General features: G+C 39.6%; 20 protein-coding genes. 3 read left to right on the top strand and 17 right to left on the bottom strand.

The features are described from left to right. Positions 1-312 precede the first annotated feature (312 nt). The gene (locus LCL91_RS16480) at positions 313-756 is read right to left on the bottom strand and encodes a GatB/YqeY domain-containing protein (protein WP_159783285.1); all 444 of its coding nucleotides are present in this window, start codon (positions 754-756) and stop codon (positions 313-315) included. 17 nt (positions 757-773) lie between these two features. Beyond that, positions 774-950: a 30S ribosomal protein S21 gene (gene rpsU, locus LCL91_RS16475; protein WP_048312787.1), complete on the bottom strand. Its 177-nt coding sequence runs from the start codon at positions 948-950 to the stop codon at positions 774-776. Between the two features lie 423 nt (positions 951-1,373). Here rpsU and LCL91_RS16470 point away from each other — a divergent pair, with 423 nt between their 5' ends. Then, positions 1,374-2,306 (top strand): Na/Pi symporter, encoded by a 933-nt coding sequence (locus LCL91_RS16470; RefSeq protein WP_224883918.1) that lies wholly within the window; start codon positions 1,374-1,376, stop codon positions 2,304-2,306. Between the two features lie 43 nt (positions 2,307-2,349). On the opposite strand, the gene deoC is transcribed toward LCL91_RS16470, so the two are convergent. The 12 genes from deoC to gpr all read right to left on the bottom strand — a co-directional run bounded on the left by deoC (position 2,350) and on the right by gpr (position 16,235). Beyond that, complete coding sequence (gene deoC / locus LCL91_RS16465; protein ID WP_224883916.1) at positions 2,350-3,021, bottom strand: deoxyribose-phosphate aldolase; 672 nt, start codon at positions 3,019-3,021, stop codon at positions 2,350-2,352. Positions 3,022-3,067: 46 nt separating this feature from the next. Continuing rightward, on the bottom strand, positions 3,068-4,423 hold the full coding sequence (gene mtaB, locus LCL91_RS16460; RefSeq protein ID WP_224883914.1) for a tRNA (N(6)-L-threonylcarbamoyladenosine(37)-C(2))-methylthiotransferase MtaB: 1,356 nt from the start codon (positions 4,421-4,423) through the stop codon (positions 3,068-3,070). Positions 4,424-4,427: 4 nt separating this feature from the next. After that, on the bottom strand, positions 4,428-5,180 hold the full coding sequence (locus LCL91_RS16455; protein WP_224883911.1) for a 16S rRNA (uracil(1498)-N(3))-methyltransferase: 753 nt from the start codon (positions 5,178-5,180) through the stop codon (positions 4,428-4,430). 12 nt (positions 5,181-5,192) lie between these two features. Beyond that, a complete protein-coding gene (prmA, locus tag LCL91_RS16450) occupies positions 5,193-6,137 on the bottom strand; it encodes a 50S ribosomal protein L11 methyltransferase (RefSeq protein WP_224883909.1) in 945 nt (314 codons plus the stop codon). A 91-nt stretch (positions 6,138-6,228) separates the two neighbouring features. Beyond that, a complete protein-coding gene (gene dnaJ / locus LCL91_RS16445) occupies positions 6,229-7,338 on the bottom strand; it encodes a molecular chaperone DnaJ (protein WP_224883907.1) in 1,110 nt (369 codons plus the stop codon). A gap of 343 nt (positions 7,339-7,681) precedes the next feature. Beyond that, positions 7,682-9,514: a molecular chaperone DnaK gene (gene dnaK, locus LCL91_RS16440; protein ID WP_165996790.1), complete on the bottom strand. Its 1,833-nt coding sequence runs from the start codon at positions 9,512-9,514 to the stop codon at positions 7,682-7,684. 31 nt (positions 9,515-9,545) lie between these two features. Beyond that, complete coding sequence (grpE, locus tag LCL91_RS16435) at positions 9,546-10,118, bottom strand: nucleotide exchange factor GrpE (RefSeq protein ID WP_224883905.1); 573 nt, start codon at positions 10,116-10,118, stop codon at positions 9,546-9,548. Between the two features lie 92 nt (positions 10,119-10,210). Beyond that, complete coding sequence (gene hrcA / locus LCL91_RS16430) at positions 10,211-11,251, bottom strand: heat-inducible transcriptional repressor HrcA (protein WP_224883903.1); 1,041 nt, start codon at positions 11,249-11,251, stop codon at positions 10,211-10,213. A 201-nt stretch (positions 11,252-11,452) separates the two neighbouring features. Next, positions 11,453-12,595: a radical SAM family heme chaperone HemW gene (hemW, locus tag LCL91_RS16425; RefSeq protein WP_224883901.1), complete on the bottom strand. Its 1,143-nt coding sequence runs from the start codon at positions 12,593-12,595 to the stop codon at positions 11,453-11,455. 103 nt (positions 12,596-12,698) lie between these two features. Continuing rightward, positions 12,699-14,531, bottom strand: coding sequence for a translation elongation factor 4 (lepA, locus tag LCL91_RS16420; RefSeq protein ID WP_224883900.1), 1,833 nt, complete (start codon positions 14,529-14,531; stop codon positions 12,699-12,701). Positions 14,532-14,697: 166 nt separating this feature from the next. Next, positions 14,698-15,045, bottom strand: a complete 348-nt coding sequence (locus LCL91_RS16415) for a DUF3679 domain-containing protein (RefSeq protein ID WP_224883898.1) — start codon at positions 15,043-15,045, stop codon at positions 14,698-14,700. 68 nt (positions 15,046-15,113) lie between these two features. After that, positions 15,114-16,235, bottom strand: coding sequence for a GPR endopeptidase (gpr, locus tag LCL91_RS16410; protein WP_224884020.1), 1,122 nt, complete (start codon positions 16,233-16,235; stop codon positions 15,114-15,116). Positions 16,236-16,388: 153 nt separating this feature from the next. Here gpr and rpsT point away from each other — a divergent pair, with 153 nt between their 5' ends. After that, complete coding sequence (rpsT, locus tag LCL91_RS16405) at positions 16,389-16,655, top strand: 30S ribosomal protein S20 (RefSeq protein WP_098444311.1); 267 nt, start codon at positions 16,389-16,391, stop codon at positions 16,653-16,655. A 45-nt stretch (positions 16,656-16,700) separates the two neighbouring features. Here the strand turns inward: rpsT and holA are convergent, their stop codons facing one another. Then, the gene (holA, locus tag LCL91_RS16400; protein ID WP_224883896.1) at positions 16,701-17,723 is read right to left on the bottom strand and encodes a DNA polymerase III subunit delta; all 1,023 of its coding nucleotides are present in this window, start codon (positions 17,721-17,723) and stop codon (positions 16,701-16,703) included. A 402-nt stretch (positions 17,724-18,125) separates the two neighbouring features. Between holA and LCL91_RS16395 the strand changes: the two genes are divergently transcribed. Beyond that, on the top strand, positions 18,126-18,257 hold the full coding sequence (locus LCL91_RS16395) for a YqzM family protein (RefSeq protein ID WP_098444313.1): 132 nt from the start codon (positions 18,126-18,128) through the stop codon (positions 18,255-18,257). A gap of 19 nt (positions 18,258-18,276) precedes the next feature. Here LCL91_RS16395 and LCL91_RS16390 read toward each other — a convergent pair whose 3' ends face one another. Both LCL91_RS16390 and LCL91_RS16385 read right to left on the bottom strand, forming a co-directional pair. Then, positions 18,277-20,562 (bottom strand): DNA internalization-related competence protein ComEC/Rec2, encoded by a 2,286-nt coding sequence (locus LCL91_RS16390; RefSeq protein WP_224883894.1) that lies wholly within the window; start codon positions 20,560-20,562, stop codon positions 18,277-18,279. After that, positions 20,562-21,125 (bottom strand): ComE operon protein 2, encoded by a 564-nt coding sequence (locus tag LCL91_RS16385; RefSeq protein ID WP_224883892.1) that lies wholly within the window; start codon positions 21,123-21,125, stop codon positions 20,562-20,564. The genes LCL91_RS16390 and LCL91_RS16385 overlap by 1 nt, the downstream gene beginning before the upstream one ends. Between the last annotated feature and the right edge of the window lie 51 nt (positions 21,126-21,176).

Here is a 21,176-nt window from a genome sequence, read left to right as displayed (position 1 = left end):
CATTTTTATGTAGATCATACTAATTTTAGTATGACAAATAAAGAAACTATTTACTAGCTTAAAATGATGAACTGAAAACCCTCTTAACTTGTTTATATATTATCATTGCAAAAAAATTGTATGTATAGAAAAACACGCCCTGTTTTGTACAGAGCGTGTTTGCGCTTCATCATATTTATCCAACGCTTAAGGCAAAGTTTAACTGTTTCTTTTTCATATGAAGAAAGAAAAAATCAACTTCACCTTAAGGTCTGATTGTTTCAACTAGTCACCTTGAGGAAATGAGTGATCTCCTAAGTTGAAAGTATCACTTTATGATAAGTTCTTTTGTACAAGACGATTAACAAGTCCGCCGTCCGCTTTGCCCTTTACACGAGGCATAAGTGCACCCATTACCTTGCCCATTTCTTTCTTTGAAGAAGCACCCGTTTCAGAAATAACTTCCTGAACAATTTGTTCTACTTCTTCTTCAGAGAGTTGTTTCGGCAGGTAGACAGATAAGATCGACAGCTCTTCATCGAGATTCTGTACAAGATCACTTCGGCCAGCTTTTTCAAATTCAAGGAGGGAGTCTTTGCGTTGCTTGACTTCGCGAGTGAGAACGGTAAGTTCTTCCTCTTCAGTTAAGTCATGACCCAACTTAATGGATTCATTCTGAATTGAAGATTTAACCATCCGAATAACAGATAGTTTGTTTTTTTCTTTGTTCTTCATCGCTACTTTCATATCTGCTGTTAAACGGTCATTTAGACTCACTGACCTAACACCCTCTCTTAGAACTTACGCTTTTTCCTTGCTGCCTCAGATTTCTTTTTACGCTTAACACTTGGCTTTTCATAGTGCTTGCGCTTCTTTACTTCAGCCATAGTGCCTTCTTTAGAAACCGTTCTCTTGAAGCGACGAAGAGCATCATCGATCGACTCGTTCTTACGCACGCGAGTTTCCGCCATCTCTATCCCTCCCTCCAAAACATAGACAATCATAACACATGACTTTCTAACAAAGACATGTCACCTGCAATTATAATACATCCCCTTCGGTTTATCAACATTTCTTTCTGTAATTTTCTTTTTAAACTTCTTTCTAAAAATAAATATGCAAGTAGTTCGCTTAATTACAATAAAACTGAGAATTGAAAGAGCTTTGGGTGAATACATGCCTAGAACGAATCCCGCACTTATAAGGCTCTTTTCTAATAGTTTGTTGCTTCTTAATCAATTATTGGATAAAAAATATATTTCGCTAATTGGAGCGGAAATTAAACACTTATCTAAATGCAACAATATTTAGCAAAAGAGTCTTCTAAAAAAATAACCAGCATGTCGATGAGATCCTGTCCATAAACTTTCAATGGAAAGGAGAATTTATATAAAATGAGTCCATATATAGCCTCTTTTATCGTCTTCATTAGTATTTTTCTTTTTGGTATGAGCATTCTTCGTGTAGGGTTAAACACAATTTCCAATACAAAATTACAGAAGTGGCTTTATCATGCCTCTTCAACACCCATTCGTGGACTTCTAACAGGAGCTCTTGTCACAGCGCTCTTGCAAAGTAGCTCCGCCGTCATGGTTCTAACCATCAGTTTAATTGCAGCTAAACTTCTGACATTTAGGCAGTCCATCGGCATTATTCTTGGTACAAATATCGGCACAACGATAACTGCAGAATTAATGACCCTTAACCCTGAACACCTTGTATTACCATTATTACTTACAGGGTTTATTATGCTTCAAATTCGACATCAGTTCATTTTTAGTTCAGGAACCGTTCTATTTGGTCTTGGATGTATCTTTGTAGCGATGCACGGACTAGAAGCACTAGCCATCCCGTTATCAACACTATCGTTTTTTGAACATGTGATTCACGAAACAAATTCTAGTCTTCTGTATGGAATCGGGATCGGAACCTTAGTCACCGCTGTCATTCAATCTAGTTCAGCCACTACGGGAATTACAATGGGGTTTATTAATCAGGAATTACTTACATTACCTGCAGCTATTGCCATACTATACGGATCTAATGTTGGCACGTGCATCACAGCACTAATGGCAAGTATCGGTAGCAGCAAGGAAGCAAAACTCGCAGCTTATGCTCACGTTTGGATCAACATCATAGGTGTGATATTGTTCTTCCCATTGATTGGCTTATTCGGCACATTTGCCACTAGTATGACATCTCTTCCAGATGTTCAACTTGCCCATGTTTCAATTCTTTTCAATGTTCTTTCTGCGTTCTTATTCTTACCTTTTGCTGAGCTACTTGCCAAATCGATCGAAAAGTTACACAATTATCATTTACAATAATAAATCCATCACTTCTAGTACTAGAAGTGATGGATTTATCGTCTTAATAATCTGTATCAGCTGTTTCTCCTTGCACAATCTTCACTCCGGCACTAGCTCCAATTCGTGTAGCACCAGCATCAATCATCGCTTGAGACCCTTCTAAATCACGAACGCCTCCGGATGCCTTTACACCGATGTTTGGTCCAACTGTTTTTCTCATCAACTTAATATCTTCAACTGTTGCTCCACCAGTTGAAAAACCTGTTGAAGTTTTAACATAATCAGCACCCGCTTTAACAGAAAGCTCACACGCACGTGTTTTTTCTTCATCTGTTAAAAGACACGTTTCGATAATAACTTTTACAAGAGCTTTGCCTTTTGCTGCTTCAACGACTGCTTTAATATCTTGCTCTACAAGTTCGTTGTTACCGTCTTTAAGAGCTCCGATATTAATAACCATATCGACTTCTGTCGCACCTTTTTGAATGGCATCTTTTGTTTCGAAAGCTTTCGTTTCAGTAGTAACGGCGCCTAGAGGGAAACCGATTACTGTACAAACTTTTGCTTCCGAGCCTTCTAACTTCTCTGCAGCAAGAGAAACCCATGTGGGGTTTACGCACACAGAAGCAAAGTTGAAGTCCCTCGCTTCGTCACAAAGTTTCTCAATCTGCTCTCGGCTTGTATCTGGCTTGAGAGCTGTGTGGTCAATCATTTTCGCTAGTTCTTTATTCATGGTTGTCATCCTTCCAATTCTGTATAAGTAGGCTAAGCCTCTTTATTTAAAACGAAGCAACTGCAGCTGTTGGTTCTTCCTCATTCATAACACGAACGAATTGTCCTTCGTTATAAGGGTATCCTGCTTTTGTAATTTTCACTTTAACAATTTTCCCAATCATGGCTTCAGATGCTTCGAAAATCACTTTCATATAGTTCGCTGAATAGCCAACGTATAAGTCTGAATTTGGATCATCCTTATATTTTTCTTCAGGAATTACCTCAAGAACTTCTCCTTCATAGTGAGACGCATACTCTTTTGCAAGCTGATTGGATAGCTCAATTAAATGATGAACTCGCTTATTCTTAATTTCATCATCAACCTGGTCTTCCATTCGAGCAGCCGGTGTACCGGTACGCTTAGAAAATGGAAAAACATGAAGTTCTGAAAATTTATGCTTTGCAATAAAATCATACGTTTCTTTAAATTCTTCCTCTGTTTCACCAGGGAAACCTACAATGACGTCCGAAGTAATTGCAAGTCCCGGAAGAGCTTGTTTCAAACGCTCCAAGCGCTCGCCAAACATCTCCATTGTATACTTTCTCCTCATACGCTGAAGTACTGTGTTTGAACCTGATTGAAGTGGAATATGCAAGTGCGGAACCACTTTTTCTGACTGATTTAATACTTCAATCACTTCATCCGTTACCTGGCTTGCTTCAATAGAAGATATACGAATTCGTTTCAAACCTTTTACTTTTTCATCAAGATCACGAAGAAGCTGAGCAAAATTATAATCCTTTAAATCTTCTCCATATCCTGCTGTGTGAATACCAGTAAGAACGATTTCTTTGTAACCCGCATCTACGAGTTGCTGTGCTTGTGTAATGACAGCTTCAGGTTCACGCGACCTTAGAAGACCTCTTGCCCATGGAATAATGCAGAAAGTACAAAAATTGTTACACCCCTCTTGGATCTTAAGGGATGCGCGCGTACGATCCGTAAATGCTGGAACTTCTAATTCTTCATATACACGCGCTTTCATAATATTGCCTACACCGTTCACAGGCTCTCTCTCACGTTTATATTGCTCAATGTAATCAAGCATCTTCACGCGATCCTGTGTTCCTACCACTACATCCACACCAGGAATTGCCATAATTTCAGCAGGTGAGGTTTGAGCGTAACAACCCGTAACGCAAATGACAGCATCTGGATTTTTTCGAATCGCTCGACGAATGACCTGTCGACTTTTTTTATCCCCCGTATTTGTTACGGTACAAGTATTAATAACATAAACATCCGATGCATGATCAAACTCCACTCGCTCATAATCATGATCTTTAAACAACTGCCAAATCGCTTCCGTTTCATAGTGATTCACTTTACAACCTAATGTATGGAATGCAACTGAAGGCATATCATCACCCCATTAATTCAAAATGATAAGAAATTGCTGCCAGTACATACATAGCAGCCGTTTCTGTTCGTAATATTCTAGGACCAAGTCCACATGAAGAGAACCCAGCTTCTTTCAAAGTGGCGACTTCATATTCTGAGAGTCCGCCCTCCGGACCAAACACAACCATAACCCGGTCGTTCAGTTTTGCCTCGTGAAGCGTTTGAACGAGCTTTGCAGCTTCTCCTGCTTTTGCTTCTTCTTCGTAAGCAATTAATTTATGGTCATATGATTCACTCGTCTTAATCAGTGAGGAAAGGGATCGAGGCATATCAATCCTTGGAATCGTCGTTCGATGAGACTGCTCAGCCGCTTCTTTGGCAATTTTGTTTAGCCTCTGCAACTTTTTCGCGATTTTTTGCTCATCCCATTTTACAACAGAACGCTCAGCTTTAAAAGGAATAAACTGATCAGCACCAAGTTCTGTTCCTTTTTGAATGACTGTCTCAAGTTTATCTCCTTTAGGTAACCCCTGTACAATTGTCACATTGACAGGTAACGTTTTTTGCTCGTCAAGCCACTCTTTTGGAATAGCTTTAATGGAGTCAGCTGATAGCTCGTTTAATTCACAAATCGCTGATTGACCATCTTCTGTACAACAAATAATGCGATCACCTACTGCCATCCTCATCACTCTTGAGATATGCTTGACATCTTCCCCTTCAATCAAAATATGATCTTGGTGAAGCTGAGATTTAGAGATAAAATATCGTTGCATGACTTTCTCTCCTTACGCGTGGGGCTTTCTCGCAATAAAGGCAACCCAATCTTCCATTTGTAGCGTTTCTTCAATTTCAAGGCCCTGTTCTAGAATCGATTGTTTCACTTCCTGTTTCTTGGCCGTAATGATACCAGAAGTAATAAAGGCACCACCAGGTTTAAGAACCCTAGCAACGTCATCTGTAAAACGAACGATAATTTCCGAAAGTAAGTTCGCCACAACCACATCATAGGACTCTTCTACACCCTCTAGAAGATTATTTTGACTAACGTTAATTTTGTGATGAACTTTATTAAGCTTTGTATTAAGAGCTGCGCTTTTTACAGCTATCTCATCAAGGTCAAGTGCATCCACTGAATCTGCACCTAAACTAGCTGCCGCAATACTTAATACCCCAGATCCGGTACCGACGTCAATCACACGGTGGCCTGGTTTAATAATTTTCTCCAGCGCTTGTACACATAAAACCGTTGTCGGATGTGTACCGGTTCCAAATGCCATTCCAGGATCAAGCTCAATAATAATTTCATCTGTTGTAACAGGCTGATAGTCTTCCCATGTAGGTGTAATGGTGATACGTTCAGAAATTTTGACAGGTTTATAATATTTTTTCCAAGCTGTAGCCCATTCTTCCTCATTCACTTCACTTATTTGAACAGTGTTATGCCCTAGATCAATATCATAGACAAGCAATCCATTAATCGCTTCTTTGATTTGTTCAACCGTTTCACCAAGAAAACTATTGACTGGTAAGTACGCTTTTAAAATAACGCCTTCCTCAGGATAATCATCAGGATTTAGCTGATAAACCTCTCCGAAAGTAGTATCCCATACTTTCACAAGATCCATCGGGTCTTCAATCACTACTCCACTGGCTCCTGCTTCATGTAGAATGTTTGACACCGCTTCAATCGCTTCGTTTGTTGTATGAATGCTTATTTCAGACCATTTCATTCATTGCCCACTCCTCTTTTGGATCCTTTTTTCGGAAAGGAAACAGGCAGGCCGTATTGTACGGCCTGCTTGCTACCAGCTTTCACCTTGCTTATTCTCCCTTAAAAGCTTTTTTAACTTTAGAGAAAAAATTCTCATGTTGCTCATCAGGTACCTGTCCTGAAATCTCACTAAATTCACGTAAAAGATCTTTTTGTCGGTCTGTTAAGTGTTTAGGAGTAATCACTTGAATTTTCACATGTTGATCTCCCTGACCGTATCCTCTCACATTTTGAATTCCCTTGCCTTTAAGGCGGAAGTTCGTACCACTTTGTGTTCCAGCTGGAACCTTAAGTTTCACTTTACCGTGGAGCGTCGGAACTTCAATTTCATCACCAAGACCGGCTTGAGAGAACGTGATTGGCATCTGGCATAATACATCATCGCCACTTCGTTCGTAAAAATCATGTGATTTCACATAAACCACTACAAATAGATCTCCTGGAGGACCACCATTAACGCCAGCTTCGCCTTTACCAGTAATGCGAATTTGTTGACCTTCATCAATACCAGCAGGGATTTTAACATGGATCTTTTTCTTCACTTCTACTTTCCCTTTACCTCGGCAAGTTTTACATTTATCTTTAATCAGCTTACCCGTACCTTCACAATGGTGACAAACGCGACGATTAACAACGCGGCCAAAAGGTGTGTTTTGTTCAACGTTTAATTGACCTGCACCACCACAGTGGTGACACGTTTCAGGAGACGTTCCAGGCTTTGCACCAGAACCATCACATGTCGAACATTCCTCTTCTTTTGGTATATAAATATCCGTTTCTTTACCAAAAGCTGCTTCCTCAAATGTTAATTCCATGGAGTATTGAAGGTCAGCACCCTGTCTTGGAGCATTCGGATTACGTCGTCCACCTCCACCAAAGAACATATCAAAAATATCACCAAAGCCACCAAAGTCAGCTCCGCCACCGCCAAAACCTTGGTTAGGATCGGCATGTCCAAACTGATCGTACTGAGCTCTCTTTTGTGAGTCACTTAGTACCTCATACGCTTCTGTCACTTCTTTAAATTTCTCATCTGCACCAGGTTCCTGATTAATATCAGGATGGTATTGCTTGGCAAGCTTGCGATAAGCTTTTTTCATTTCAGCTTCCGAAGCATCTTTGCTAACGCCAAGCACTTCATAATAATCTCGTTTACTCATCGTATCCACTCCCGATTCTCTTCACATAACGTTTATCATATCATTGAGTTTATACGCTCTGCAATACTATATCGTTAGCACCAGTGAACGTTAACAGTTATCGTAGGCTAAATTGATCCTAGCTAAATAAAAATTGTAGCAGAAAACCATCGTTTTGCTCGCTAACCTCAAAAGTTCAACCCTTTCATGTATGGAAAAAAACGTGACTTGTGATTTTTTCTAGACTCTAAAGTTATTTCAATGAACCTTTTAACGCCACTTTATCAGTAAGTGGTTAATGGTTAAAACGAAAAAAGTCAAAGTCAAGATACGCCTGACTTTGACTTTTTTTCGTATCATTTTCTTACTTTTTGTCGTCGTCTACTTCTTCATATTCAGCGTCAACAACGTTATCATCCGCTTGCTCTGCTCCGCCTTCTTCGCCAGCTTGAGCTTGTTGAGCTTGGGCAGCTTGCTCATAGACTTTCATTGAAAGTGCTTGAACGATTTCTTGAAGCTCATCTTTCGCAGTGCGAATTGCTTCAATGTCGTCATTTTCAAGTGCTGCTTTTACTTTATCTTTCGCTTCGTTAGCTTTTGTTACTTCTTCTTCCTCTACTTGACCTTCAAGGTCTTTAAGAGTCTTTTCAGTAGTAAACACTAGCTGATCAGCTTCGTTACGTGTTTCAACTTCTTCACGACGCTTCTTATCTTCTTCAGCATTTGCTTCAGCGTCTTTCACCATGTTTTCAATTTCATCATCTGATAGACCGCTTGAAGATTTGATTGTAATTGACTGTTCTTTATTCGTACCAAGATCCTTCGCACGAACGTTCACGATACCGTTTTTGTCGATATCAAATGATACTTCGATTTGCGGAGTTCCTCGTGGAGCTGGAGGAATATCAGTCAGCTGGAAGCGACCAAGAGTCTTGTTATACTGAGCCATTTCGCGCTCACCTTGAAGAACATGAATGTCAACTGAAGGCTGGTTATCAGCTGCAGTTGAGAAAGTTTGTGACTTACTAGTTGGGATCGTTGTATTACGCTCGATAAGTTTCGTAAATACGCCGCCCATTGTTTCGATACCAAGAGAAAGAGGTGTTACGTCAAGAAGAACAACGTCTTTCACATCTCCAGCAATAACACCAGCTTGAATTGCTGCACCAAGTGCAACGACTTCATCAGGGTTAACGCCTTTGTGTGGATCTTGACCTGTTTCTTTCTTAATCGCATCTTGTACTGCAGGAATACGAGTCGATCCACCAACAAGAATTACTTTATCAAGTTCAGAAGGTGACATTCCAGCATCTTTAAGTGCCTGGCGAGTAGGTGCCATTGTACGCTCAACAAGATTTGCAGAAAGCTCTTCGAATTTAGCACGAGTTAGGTTAAGCTCAAGGTGTTTAGGTCCTGAAGCATCCGCTGTGATAAATGGAAGAGAAATTTGAGTTTGTGCTACACCTGAAAGATCTTTTTTCGCTTTTTCAGCAGCATCTTTCAAACGTTGTAGTGCCATCTTATCTTGACCAAGATCAACACCGGTATCTTTCTTGAATTCAGCAACTAAGTGATCAATGATCACTTGGTCAAAGTCATCCCCACCAAGACGATTGTCACCAGCAGTAGACTTAACTTCAAAGACGCCTCCACCAAGTTCAAGGATTGATACGTCAAACGTACCACCACCAAGGTCAAATACTAGAATTGTTTGGTCTTCGTCTTCTTTATCAAGACCGTAAGCAAGCGCTGCAGCAGTTGGTTCGTTAACAATACGCTCGACTTCAAGACCAGCGATTTTACCAGCATCTTTTGTTGCTTGACGCTCAGCATCGTTAAAGTATGCAGGAACAGTAATAACCGCTTTTTCAACGCCTTCACCAAGATAATCTTCAGCGTATGATTTTAGTTTTTGTAGGATGATTGCAGAGATTTCTTGAGGAGAAAATGATTTATCCTCAACATCTACTTTATAATCCGTACCCATATGACGTTTGATTGATTGAATTGTGTTAGGGTTTGTAATTGCTTGACGCTTCGCAACTTCACCTACTAGACGTTCTTCATCTTTAAATGCAACGACAGATGGTGTTGTACGGCTACCTTCTGGGTTAGGGATAACGGTAGCTTCTCCGCCTTCCATTACTGCGATACAAGAGTTTGTTGTACCTAAGTCAATACCAATAATTTTACTCATTATATTCTACCTCCTATTTCTTGTTATGTAGTTAAGAGCTTACCTTTACCATTGCTGGTCGAAGGACGCGATCGTTTAATTGATAGCCTTTTTGTAAGACCTCTACAACCACATCTGAATCATGTTCATCTGATTCAACCTGCATAACTGCTTGATGGAGATGCGGGTTGAAGGCTTCACCTACAGTACCAACTTCTTCTACACCTTCATTGGCAAGTGCTTCTTTTAACTGGCGATATACCATTTCCATTCCAGTAAGCAATGACGTTACTTGCTCATTATCACTTTGAACAGCTAGTGCACGTTCAAAGTTATCCATTGCCGGAAGTAGCTCTTCAGCCAATTTCTGAGAACGGTATTTAGCATCTGCACTTCGTTCTTCACGTGTTCTACGTCGGAAGTTATCGTACTCTGCCTGTGTGCGCATATATTTATTCTCAAGCTCTTCTACTTGCTGTTGCAAGTTTTCAAGCTCTTCATTTTCATTGGTTTCAGATACTTCAATCACTTCAGGTTCATCATTCTCTTCAGCATTTTGCTCAAGATTCTCTTCCTCTTCCGTTAGAAGCTCTTCTTCCTCTTGATGACTGTTTTGCTTTTCCACGAATTTCACCTCCCTATCGAAATATACCAAATCATTCTCTCATAGAAAAGGATGGAAGAAATGTTTCTCCCACCTTCTTCACTATTACCAAATTACCAGTGTTTGAAACTTTGATATCGATCCGTAAGCGTCTTTGTAAGATCATTAGCAAGGAAACCTAGAATGCTCATTGACCGTTGATACTCCATTCTAGTCGGTCCTAGTAAAGCAATGGAGCCCATTCGTTTTCCTTCAATAAAATAATCTGCTGTCACAATACTACAGTGCTGCATCGCTTCAAGATCATTTTCTTGACCAATTTTAACTTCGATTCCGTTTTTCTCCGGACGAAGAACATTATACATGACTTCATCCTGTTCCAACGTATTAAGTAATAACCTGACTTTGTCTATGTCTTTAAACTCAGGCTGAGTAAGAATATTTGTCTTACCTCCGTAATAAACTTTCTCTGCATTCGTATAGAGGAAAAGACTTTCAAGCATTGTGTTCACTTGATTGTAATTCTCAATATGCTTCTTCAAAACAGTTGCCATTTCTTTCATCATGGTAGACTTTAAGGAAATAAGTGGAACATCCTTCAAGCGCTCATTCATAATGTTAACAACTTTTTCAATATCAGACATGCTAACCGATGGAGGAATTTTCATCGTTCGATTCTCAACATGCCCACTGTCAGCTACTAAAATAACGACAGCTGTATCCTTGGATAAAGGAATAATTTGTATCTGGCGAAGTCTTGTTTCAAAAACTTCAGGTCCAAGAATAATTGACGTATATTGAGTGAGTTCAGAAAGGATCCCCGCAGATTGCTGAATCACTTTTTCTACTTCCACCATTCTCTCAGCAAAAAGAGAATGAATGTTATTCACGTCTTTTTTTGAAAGGACAGGTGGAGATAGAAGATGATCCACATAAAAGCGATAGCCTTTTTCGGATGGTACTCTGCCTGAAGAGCTGTGCGTCTTCTCGATATAACCCATCTCTTCAAGATCTGCAAGTTCGTTGCGAATCGTTGCAGAGCTAAACGTAACGTCTTCACGTTTTGAAATCGTTCGTGATCCAACCGGTTCTGCCGTTTGAATATAGTCGTTAATTAACAACTGCAAAATGAATAGTTGACGTTCTGTTAACATCTCCTCATCACCTCTGTTAGCACTCTAAAGGACTGAGTGCTAAATCTAATAATAAGGTAACAGAAACTTATTTTAGTTGTCAATCATTACGTTAATCATTATTGTACCCAAACAATATTTTTTATGAAAAGGAGAGAAAGAACATAATCTCCCCCTTAAATAAACCGTTCTATTCAATCATTCTGTCTTATCTCAAAGAAACTAAATCGCAAGAAATTCCTGAAACACTTCATTACCTAAAAAGAAACCTTGTTCTGTTAAAGCAATGTGTGTTCCTGTGTCTTGTATAAGTTGATTTTGAACGAGCTTATTGATTTGCTCGCTAAATACATCCTCGATTGAGTGATTGAACTTCTTTTGAAACGTTTTTTTTGAAACGCCTTCTTTCATGCGGAGACCCATAAACATTTCTTCTTCCATTCGCTCATTTTCCGTTAGAACATTATCATCCATATATGGAAAACCACTTTCATCGATCTTCGTCATATACTGCTTGAGAGGCCCGGCATTCGCCCTTCTAACCCCATCAATATAGCTGTGAGCACCAGCGCCTATTCCGTAGTACTCATTATTCTTCCAATACGTAATATTGTGCTTGCTTTCATAACCTGGTTTCGCGAAATTGCTAATCTCATATTGCAATAGACCAGCTTTTTCTAGACGCGTTATAAGCATTTCATACATATCAGCTTCTGCTTCTTCGGTAGGAAGTGGTAATTCACCTTTACGCCATTTATTGTAGAAAACCGTTTTTTTCTCTACTTGTAAGGAATAAGAAGAAATGTGGGTGATTCCCAAATCGATTGCTTTCGCAATTGACTCTGAGAACTGAGGAATGGTTTGATCTGGTAAACCGAACATAAGATCTAAGGAAAGATTCACAAAACCTTCCTTCTTTGCCATCCGAACGATTTCCCCGATTTCTGCAACTGAATGCCCCCTCCCCAGTTTATTTAAAAGAGAATCCTGGAATGCCTGAGCACCTATACTTAAGCGATTCACCCCATACGCTTTCATAATACGTAGCTTTTCAGGTGTAACACTCCCTGGATTTGCTTCCATCGAAAACTCAACAGAATCACATAGATAAGGCCCAAAACGATTTTGAACATCCTTCAGAAAACGTTCTAGCTGCTCTTCATTGAGCGCGGTAGGAGTGCCTCCCCCTACGAAGATCGTTTCAATACGATCCGTTGGAAACTTTTCAAGGGTGTGTTTCATTTCCAAATCCATATGTGTCAAATAATCATTTACAGGCTGTCCCTGCATAAACACTTTATTAAAATCACAATAGTGACAAATATAATCACAAAAAGGGATGTGTAAATAAACAGCGTTAACCATTTCAATCACTGCTTTCTAACATAATGTAAAGACCGCAGAAACGCTCTGCGGTCTTCTAACCTACATGGTATAAAAATCAACTCAACACTTCAACTAAAGCACCTTAATTATTCTTTGTATTATCCTGGCGAAGAACAGCCATAAATGCTTCCTGTGGCACTTCAACTTTCCCCACCGTTTTCATTCGTTTTTTACCTTCTTTTTGTTTCTCAAGAAGCTTACGTTTACGTGAAATATCTCCACCGTAACATTTGGCAAGTACGTTTTTACGCATTGCTTTAATGGTTGATCGCGCAACAATCTTCTGGCCGATAGAAGCTTGGATCGGCACTTCAAATTGCTGTCTTGGAATAAGATCTTTCAAAGTTTCTGTAATGTCTTTTCCGCGATCATAAGCAAAGTCTCTGTGAACAATAATAGAAAGCGCATCAATCTTCTCAGCGTTTAAAAGAATATCCATTTTCACTAAGTTCGATTCTCGGTATCCAATCAACTCGTAGTCAAAGGATGCATACCCCTTCGTGCTGGACTTCAATTGGTCAAAGAAATCATAGACAATCTCAGAAAGCGGAATATGATAAACAATATTCACACGACTTTCATCCATGTACTGCATGTCAATGAAATCACCACGTTTGCCCTGACATAACTCCATAATCGCTCCAACATAGTCGTTTGGTGCCATAATTGTTGCTTTTACATATGGCTCTTGCACTTCTGCAATCGATTGAGCATCAGGCATCATTGCAGGGTTATCGATAATAACTTCTTCTCCATCAGTAAGTTTTACCTGGTAGATAACACTTGGTGCTGTTGTAATGAGATCGATGTTAAACTCTCTTTCAATACGCTCTTGAACAATCTCCATATGAAGAAGCCCAAGGAAACCACAGCGGAAACCAAACCCTAGAGCCTGAGAAGTTTCTGCTTCATATTGAAGAGAGGAATCATTAAGTTCAAGGCGTTCAAGGGCTTCACGAAGATCATTGTATTGAGCAGAATCAACTGGATACAGTCCACAATACACCATCGGATTCATTCGACGATAACCCGGTAGTGGAGTGGCAGCTGGATTTTTCACAGATGTGATGGTATCACCTACGCGGGAGTCGCCCACGTTTTTAATCGCAGCAGTTAGAAAACCAACATCACCAACAGAAAGCTCCTTCTTAGCAATTGGCTTAGGGTTAAACACCCCGAGCTCATTCACTTCAAATTCTTTTCCTGTTGCCATCATGCGAATTTTATCTCCGACTTTTACAGACCCCTCTGTAATTCGAATATATGCAACAACACCTCTATATGGATCATAAAGCGAGTCGAAAATAAGCGCTTGAAGCGGGCCTTCGGGATCGCCTTGAGGCGCAGGCACTTTCTCAACAATTTGTTCAAGAATTTCTTCGATACCAATTCCAGACTTAGCAGAAGCTAATACGGCTTCAGAAGCGTCCAACCCAATAACATCTTCCACTTCTTGACGCACTCGCTCTGGTTCTGCACTTGGTAGATCAATTTTATTAATAACTGGAAGAATTTCCAAATCATTATCAAGAGCAAGGTATACGTTTGCTAACGTCTGCGCTTCAATCCCCTGAGCTGCATCGACAATTAATAGCGCTCCTTCACAAGCGGCAAGACTTCTAGATACTTCATAAGAGAAGTCGACGTGTCCCGGTGTATCGATTAAATGAAAAATGTATTCTTCCCCATCTTTCGCTGTATAAGTAAGCTGAACAGAATTCAGTTTAATCGTAATTCCTCGTTCACGTTCAAGATCCATCGCATCAAGCGTCTGATCTTTCATTTCACGGTCAGTTAACGCACCTGTCCGTTCTAAAATACGGTCAGCAAGAGTCGATTTTCCATGATCAATATGGGCAATGATGGAAAAATTTCGAATCCTAGACTGTCTTTTTAACTTTTCTTCAAGGTTCATCTACAATCACTCCTAAGGCGAAACTACGCTAGTATAGATTATAGCAATACCGCTGTCCAGATTCAATCCGCAATCCGCCCATATATTAAGATATGGGCACCACACCTCTAATTTCATACCAAATTAAAAACAGAAACCCATTAAAAAAAGGCGCAACAGCGCCCTTTCACCTCTGAAAGAAAGATAATAAAGTTGTAATAATCGTAAACACGAACGATAAAACCGCTTGAATGAGCGATGATAACCATTGGCTTACAGTACTCCCTAATTGTCCAAGAACATTAAATTCGTTTGCTCCTTCAAGTGTTTTTTGTTTGTCTTTTAGATCTTCTTGAGTAATGGATGTGCCAAGGATTTCAGCTTCGACTCCGTTAGTAGCATTAATCTGAAACGCACCTGTATTTTCGCTAGCTTGCATGTCGTTCATATTTTTAGAAGCCTGTTCCATTCCTAATAGCACTCCAAACAAAAGCAACGAAACAAGGAGAAAAGTTTTCATAAAAAACAACGCCATCTCTCCAGCTCCTTCCTAATAAGCCTGTCCTACACTTCTATACGTATGCCAAAAGGAAATCGATATGCCTAATGTGTATACATGCCACTATTCTGCTGATCTACTTCTCCATGCAAGCAACTATTTAGACCACCCGAAATAACATTTGCCATATCCTCTATAAATACATCAACTTCTTTTGGGGTAACCATTAAGTTATGTCCCATCGGTGCAAGCACTTCACGAATTAAGTTTCGCTTTTCGTCATCTTCGAGTGTACCAACCATCCCAAGAAACGTTTGTCTCTTTCCTTCGTCAGGAAGATCTTCTTCTGTATAAGTCTTCTTCTCACCAAAGGTCATGCCGGCTGGTGCGAGTGATTTTGATGGCTTATCTTTTTCTTTTAATTCTCTTCCAAAATGCTTTAAGATAAAATCGATTGTATCACTCGTGATCGAAACCGCATCAACAACAGTTGGAATACCAATAGCGATAACTGGGATGCCAAGTGTATCAAAGCTTAATTCTTTCCGCTTATTCCCAACACCTGATCCAGGGTGAATCCCCGTATTCGATATTTGTATCGTTGTATTAACACGCTCAATCGATCGCGACGCTAGCGCATCGATCGCAATTACGAAGTCTGGCTTTGCTTTTTCGATAACCCCATGAATAATATCGCTCGTCTCAATTCCAGTGATCCCCATCACACCAGGCGTAATCGCACTTACAGGGCGGAACCCCTCTGAAACGGTCTCGGGTTGAAGTTCAAATAAATGATTTGTAATGAGCAAATTCGAAACAACGAGAGGACCTAGTGAATCAGGCGTCACGTTCCAATTCCCAAGACCGACAATCAGACAACTTGCTTCTTTGGCGATATTCTGTTGCTTTAGAAATGCAGCGAACTCATGAGCAAAAACATCTTGAACGGTCTGTTGGAGAGCTGAGTCTTTTCTTCTAATACCCTGTACCTCAAAAGTTAAATAGTGTCCCGCTTTTTTGCCAATTTCTTTCTCGCCTTGTTTTGTTACCTCGACTGTTGTAATGCTCACACCTTGTTCGGTTCTTTCTTTGACGATAACGCCCTTTAACCCATCAGGTTGCTCTTCTTTCATACTCTTTGCTTTTTTTTCTTTCACCATTTCCTGCGCTTCTACAGCTAAATCTGTCCTTACTTGATAGTTATCTAGTTCAACGCTTCCCATCAGATCACCCCTTGTTCTATCTGTTACCTGTTAGCGTAACCCTGAAATAAGGTTTTCATTCTCTATTGCAATTCATTGTTCTATTTGATAGAATGTTTCTTGTTCTATGCACGGATATGACATGGAATTGTTAAGCCTTGCAAGGAGGTGAAAGGTATGCCAAATATTAAATCTGCGGTTAAACGCGTTAGAACTCAATCTGATCGTCGCGCTAATAACATTGCTTTCAAATCTGAAATGCGTTCTGCAATCAAGACTTTTGAAGCTAAAGTTGAAGCTAAAGACGTTGAAGCTGCGAAAACAGCTCTTAACCAAGCTTCTAAGCGCATCGACAAAGCTGCTGACAAAGGAATCATTCACAGAAACACAGTAGCACGTAAAAAATCTCGTCTAACTAAAATGTACAACGAGATTTCAGCGTAATTCCTTAAAAACGTTAAAAGCTGTTGGGATATCCCAACAGCTTTTTTATGCATTTTTAATTTTAGTAACTAACAATTCAAGAATCAGTTTTTTATCCATCTTACCTGTTTTCATCTCATAATCCGATTCAGCAATTTGATCCAAAATGAAGCGAAGTTTTTCTTCTTCAAAACTTCGACTTTGTTGCTGTGCAATTTTCACTGCATAAGGATGCAATTTAAGGGTGGAGGCCATTTGCTTCTGACCATACCCTCTCTTCGAAAGCTCACTAACCTGATAAATAATCCGAAACTGTCTGCCAATTAACGAAAGAATTTTAATGGGTTCTTCATTGATTTTAAGTAAATCATATAAAATGCGAAACGCTTTGTTTAAATCTTTCCTTACGATACGATCAATTAACGCAAAAATATCATTTTCTAATGTTCTGGCAACGAGAAGATCAACAACTTCCGCATTGACAATGCCACCTTCTCCAACATATAGTGCCATTTTATCTATTTCCTGTTGCAGCAACATCAAGTGACTACCTGTTAACTGAACAAGCCTCTCTTCGCCTTCCTGATCAAGAGAAACACCATGTTGCTTTGCGCGTTGTTGAAGCCAGTCACCCAAATGATTTTCTTGTAGCGCCTCGGCTTTAACAAATGTTCCTGCTTTTTTAATGGTTTTCACCAATTTTTTCCGCTCATCCAGCTTTTCATAAGGAGCTTCAATAATAAGAATCGTAAAAGGAGATGGGTTTTCAGCATACCGCTGAAGTGAATCCAAATCATGCTCTATTTTGCTCTTATCCTTAGCAGCTGTTAAAAACAATGGATTCTTTAATATAATGACACGCTTCTCCCCTAAAAACGGCAGCGTTTCAGCATCTTCTACTGCAGCTTGAACAGGTGTTTCGTTTAAATCATAATAAGCAAGTCCAAATTCTTTCTCTTCTTCTGGGAGCGCCTGATTAATGATCATTTTTTGTAATTCATCAACCAGGAACGTTTCTGTACCAGATAAGAGATAGAGTGGATCTAACTTGTTTTGTTTAATTTTCTTTTTTAAGTCTGAAATGGACATCTATGTACACCTCGTTTTTATTCGTCCATTCCTATCCTAATCCGTCAATACGATGTTGGCAAGTAGAAAAGGGAAGCCGGCTGCTAGAACCAGCCTCCCATTTATAGTAAACGCTCCTTCATAAGGCCTAGGACTCTCATGAAGCAACGATGTTCGGTGTGTAGTAGATAGGATATCCTATGCAAACTTAAAGTATGGGTGACAACTCTTTACAGGAAAGGGAGTGATTCTTTCGAATAAATTCCTTTCATTAAAACAGTGTCAGTTACTGAAGATTAAAGACATAATGTGGAATACATGATACAATATTGATTGAAATGTACCTTTTTAGGAAATCCCCTACATAAAGACTACATTAGTAGTGAACAGTGAATACTATGGGGAAAGCAGGAGGGAAGGCAAATGAACGAGTTCGAAAAAGATGTTCAAGCTAAGGATAATGACGCTGTTCAATCAGCTGTTGGCTTCGTTGTACCATTTTTATTCTTTTCCATCATTTTCTTTACGGCTGTAATTATTAAAGCAATTGGCTAAATAGACTGCCCTAGGCAGTCTATTTTCCATTTAACATCACGGACCAACTTCCTTTTTTATTCGATCGATATGTGTATCGGATTGTGCCATTTAGGTCGGTTCGAAGAATAGAGACACCGTTCTCTTGATAACGTTCTAATACATCTGCATCAGGATGACCATACCGGTTATCTTCCCCAACTGATATGATCGCAATATCGGGAGTAGCACGGTCAATGAACTCTGATGAGCTAGAAGTAGCGCTACCATGATGGCCTACTTTTACCACGTCAATTTTTGGAAGAGAGCGACCAGCAAGAAGTTGACGTTCTCCCTCCGCTTCCACATCACCCATTAAAAGCCAGCTATATCCGCCAACGTTTGCATGCAAAACGATACTCCCATCGTTCTCTTCCTTCGTCTGTAACGCCTGAACAACAGTAAAATTCGCCTTCCCTACGCTCCACGATTGTCCTACTTTTGCGTTTGATACAGGAACACTTTTTGTGCGTGCGATTTGTATTACATTCGCTTCGACTTCCGTTTGTTCAATACCTTGATCAAGTAACAATCTTTTTATAGAGATGCCTTCTAAAATCTCTTTCGCTCCACCCACATGATCAAAATCACCATGAGTAAGCAGCAATAAATCAAGCTCACGAATACCTTTCGACTTCAAAAATGGGAGAATAACATCACCCCCTATGTCAAATGTTGACTCTCTTTGTCGCCACATCTCTTCTTTACCAAAACTCGGTTTTCCGCCTGTATCAATCAAAATAACCTGTTGTTGAAAAGGAAGCATGATTAAAATACTATCCCCCTGCCCAACATCGATGAATGTCACCTCTCCATTTGGGTTCAAATAAGGAGCTATGTACAATCCACCGCAATAAAGCGACCAGATTACACTAGCTTTCATAAGTAACCCTCGCTCCCATAACAGAACGACGAAAAAACAAATTCCAAAAGAAATGATCAGCATACCTTCTGAGATCGCTCCGAAAACGATATTCATGTTTAACTCCGATAGAAACAAAAACAAACGATGAATGGACGCAATGAGCGTAGCAAGTGGTTCAGACAACACCGTAAAAAGAATGGACACAGAAAGCGCTCGCAACAAGAAGAGAAGCAATAAAGCTGGTAAAACGATGATTGAAATAAACGGAACATAAATGAGGTTCAATCCTAAACTGATAAATGAAATTTGATGAAAGTGATAAATAACAAGAGGAAAAGAAATGACTTGAGCGAGAATAGATAAAGCCAGAAGTTTGGTGAAGGGATGCTGATAACGCTGCAAGATTGTATGAGAGGATACGATTAAAGCAAAAGCAATTAGAAAAGAAAGTTGAAACCCAATATGATAAGCATAATAAGGATTTACAAATAGTGTGATTAAACAAGCTGCCGCAATTCCATCAAGAGGATTAAGCTTTAACTGAAACCGCATACTAAAAACCACTGTCATCGCCATTAAAGACGCTCTAACGACCGAGGGTGCACCACCTGTGAAAACAAGGTAAAAAGGAAAAAAAATGAAAAGCGTACTATACGCTTTTTCTCTTGTCACACCAATTCGTATCATTAGCCAGAAGAACAAGCCACCAATAACGCCAACGTGCAAACCCGATACAGCTAGCACATGGCTTAAACCTAATTCTTGATAAGCATCAGTGACATCAGGGGGTAATAGGCTGCGATCGCCAACAAGTAACGATGCTGCTAGCCCTTGAAGTTGAATAGGAAAAACAACTGTAATATCCGATACCACTTTCTGCCGGTATTGTTGAATCTTTACGATTAGTGATTTGGAATGTGGTAAGCAAGTCGGTTTTTCATTCAGTTCATAAATCCAGTGAATTTTTTTATGATAAAGGTAACGTTCGTAGTTAAAAAGAGAGGGGATTCTTAGAGGTGATGGGGATTTGAGCGTCCCTGATAAACGACACCAGTGACCTACTTTTAAATTTCTCAAATCATTCTTTTCCACTTCTGATGATAAATAATACTGTACCTTTACATTCTCGTTCATTGTGGAAGCTTCAAAAGAAAGAGAATCACCGTCAACTTGAGGCAGCGAAGAAATCTTCCCATTTAAGGCTACTTCACCTTCTTTTAAAGAGGTAATATTGGTGCTATTTGTAAAAACTGTGTAACTAAAAGATAATAGGAAGGTAAGAGTAGCTAACAATAATAGCCCTCTCTTACCTTTCCATAACCATATCAACAAAATACTACTCACAGAGACGGCATAGTAGGAATCGACACTGAAAACACCAAGTAGCGAAGAGAGCGCTAGCACCCATAGGTTTCCTTTCATTACATACCGTATAGTTTGGAAGCTTTCTCATATAGTGGCCTTACTTCATTTGCATCAAGACCTGACGCTGATAGTTTGTCCAATAAATCCGCAGTTAAATTAAGCTTTTCTTGACTATTCGTATCAAGAATCATCTCTTCTAGTTCAACTTGTCTAACTATTACGCCAGCATCTTCAAAGAGCTCAACCGCATAAGGGTGATTTTTATAATTTTCTGCATAAATCACTGTTTTAATTCCCGCCTGTATAATCGCTTTACAGCAGTTAATACAAGGAAAATGAGTGACATAAATTTCTGCTCCAGTTGTTTGCACACCAAATTTAGCGCATTGAATAATGGCATTCATCTCAGCATGAATCGTTCGAACACAATGATTGTCGATTACATAACACCCTTCGTCGATACAATGAACACCACCTGATACAGATCCATTGTATCCACCTGCAATCATCCTTTTATCTCTTACAATTGTGGCGCCAACCGTTAATCGAGTACATGTGCTTCTAAGAGCAAGTAAATGGCTTTGGGCCATAAAATACTGATCCCACGAAATACGTTCCATGGATTTCCCCCCAATGTTTTATCTTCTATTAGTTTGATCGAAATAATCCTG

It is taken from the genome of Guptibacillus hwajinpoensis, assembly GCF_020171785.1.
GTDB classification, from domain to species: domain Bacteria; phylum Bacillota; class Bacilli; order Bacillales; family Guptibacillaceae; genus Guptibacillus; species Guptibacillus sedimenti.
The sequence above is the reverse complement of the archived record's forward strand: the minus strand, read 5'-3'. Positions and strand labels throughout refer to the sequence as shown.

Excerpts from the sequence above, each read along its gene's own strand:
- rpsU (WP_048312787.1), bottom strand. The coding sequence starts at position 950 with ATGGCGGAAACTCGCGTGCGTAAGAACGAGTCGATCGATGATGCTCTT.
- LCL91_RS16470 (WP_224883918.1), top strand. The coding sequence starts at position 1,374 with ATGAGTCCATATATAGCCTCTTTTATCGTCTTCATTAGTATTTTTCTT.
- deoC (WP_224883916.1), bottom strand. The coding sequence starts at position 3,021 with ATGAATAAAGAACTAGCGAAAATGATTGACCACACAGCTCTCAAGCCA.
- mtaB (WP_224883914.1), bottom strand. The coding sequence starts at position 4,423 with ATGCCTTCAGTTGCATTCCATACATTAGGTTGTAAAGTGAATCACTAT.
- LCL91_RS16455 (WP_224883911.1), bottom strand. The coding sequence starts at position 5,180 with ATGCAACGATATTTTATCTCTAAATCTCAGCTTCACCAAGATCATATT.
- prmA (WP_224883909.1), bottom strand. The coding sequence starts at position 6,137 with ATGAAATGGTCTGAAATAAGCATTCATACAACAAACGAAGCGATTGAA.
- dnaJ (WP_224883907.1), bottom strand. The coding sequence starts at position 7,338 with ATGAGTAAACGAGATTATTATGAAGTGCTTGGCGTTAGCAAAGATGCT.
- dnaK (WP_165996790.1), bottom strand. The coding sequence starts at position 9,514 with ATGAGTAAAATTATTGGTATTGACTTAGGTACAACAAACTCTTGTATC.
- hrcA (WP_224883903.1), bottom strand. The coding sequence starts at position 11,251 with ATGTTAACAGAACGTCAACTATTCATTTTGCAGTTGTTAATTAACGAC.
- hemW (WP_224883901.1), bottom strand. The coding sequence starts at position 12,595 with ATGGTTAACGCTGTTTATTTACACATCCCTTTTTGTGATTATATTTGT.
- lepA (WP_224883900.1), bottom strand. The coding sequence starts at position 14,531 with ATGAACCTTGAAGAAAAGTTAAAAAGACAGTCTAGGATTCGAAATTTT.
- LCL91_RS16415 (WP_224883898.1), bottom strand. The coding sequence starts at position 15,045 with ATGGCGTTGTTTTTTATGAAAACTTTTCTCCTTGTTTCGTTGCTTTTG.
- rpsT (WP_098444311.1), top strand. The coding sequence starts at position 16,389 with ATGCCAAATATTAAATCTGCGGTTAAACGCGTTAGAACTCAATCTGAT.
- holA (WP_224883896.1), bottom strand. The coding sequence starts at position 17,723 with ATGTCCATTTCAGACTTAAAAAAGAAAATTAAACAAAACAAGTTAGAT.
- LCL91_RS16395 (WP_098444313.1), top strand. The coding sequence starts at position 18,126 with ATGAACGAGTTCGAAAAAGATGTTCAAGCTAAGGATAATGACGCTGTT.
- LCL91_RS16390 (WP_224883894.1), bottom strand. The coding sequence starts at position 20,562 with ATGAAAGGAAACCTATGGGTGCTAGCGCTCTCTTCGCTACTTGGTGTT.
- LCL91_RS16385 (WP_224883892.1), bottom strand. The coding sequence starts at position 21,125 with ATGGAACGTATTTCGTGGGATCAGTATTTTATGGCCCAAAGCCATTTA.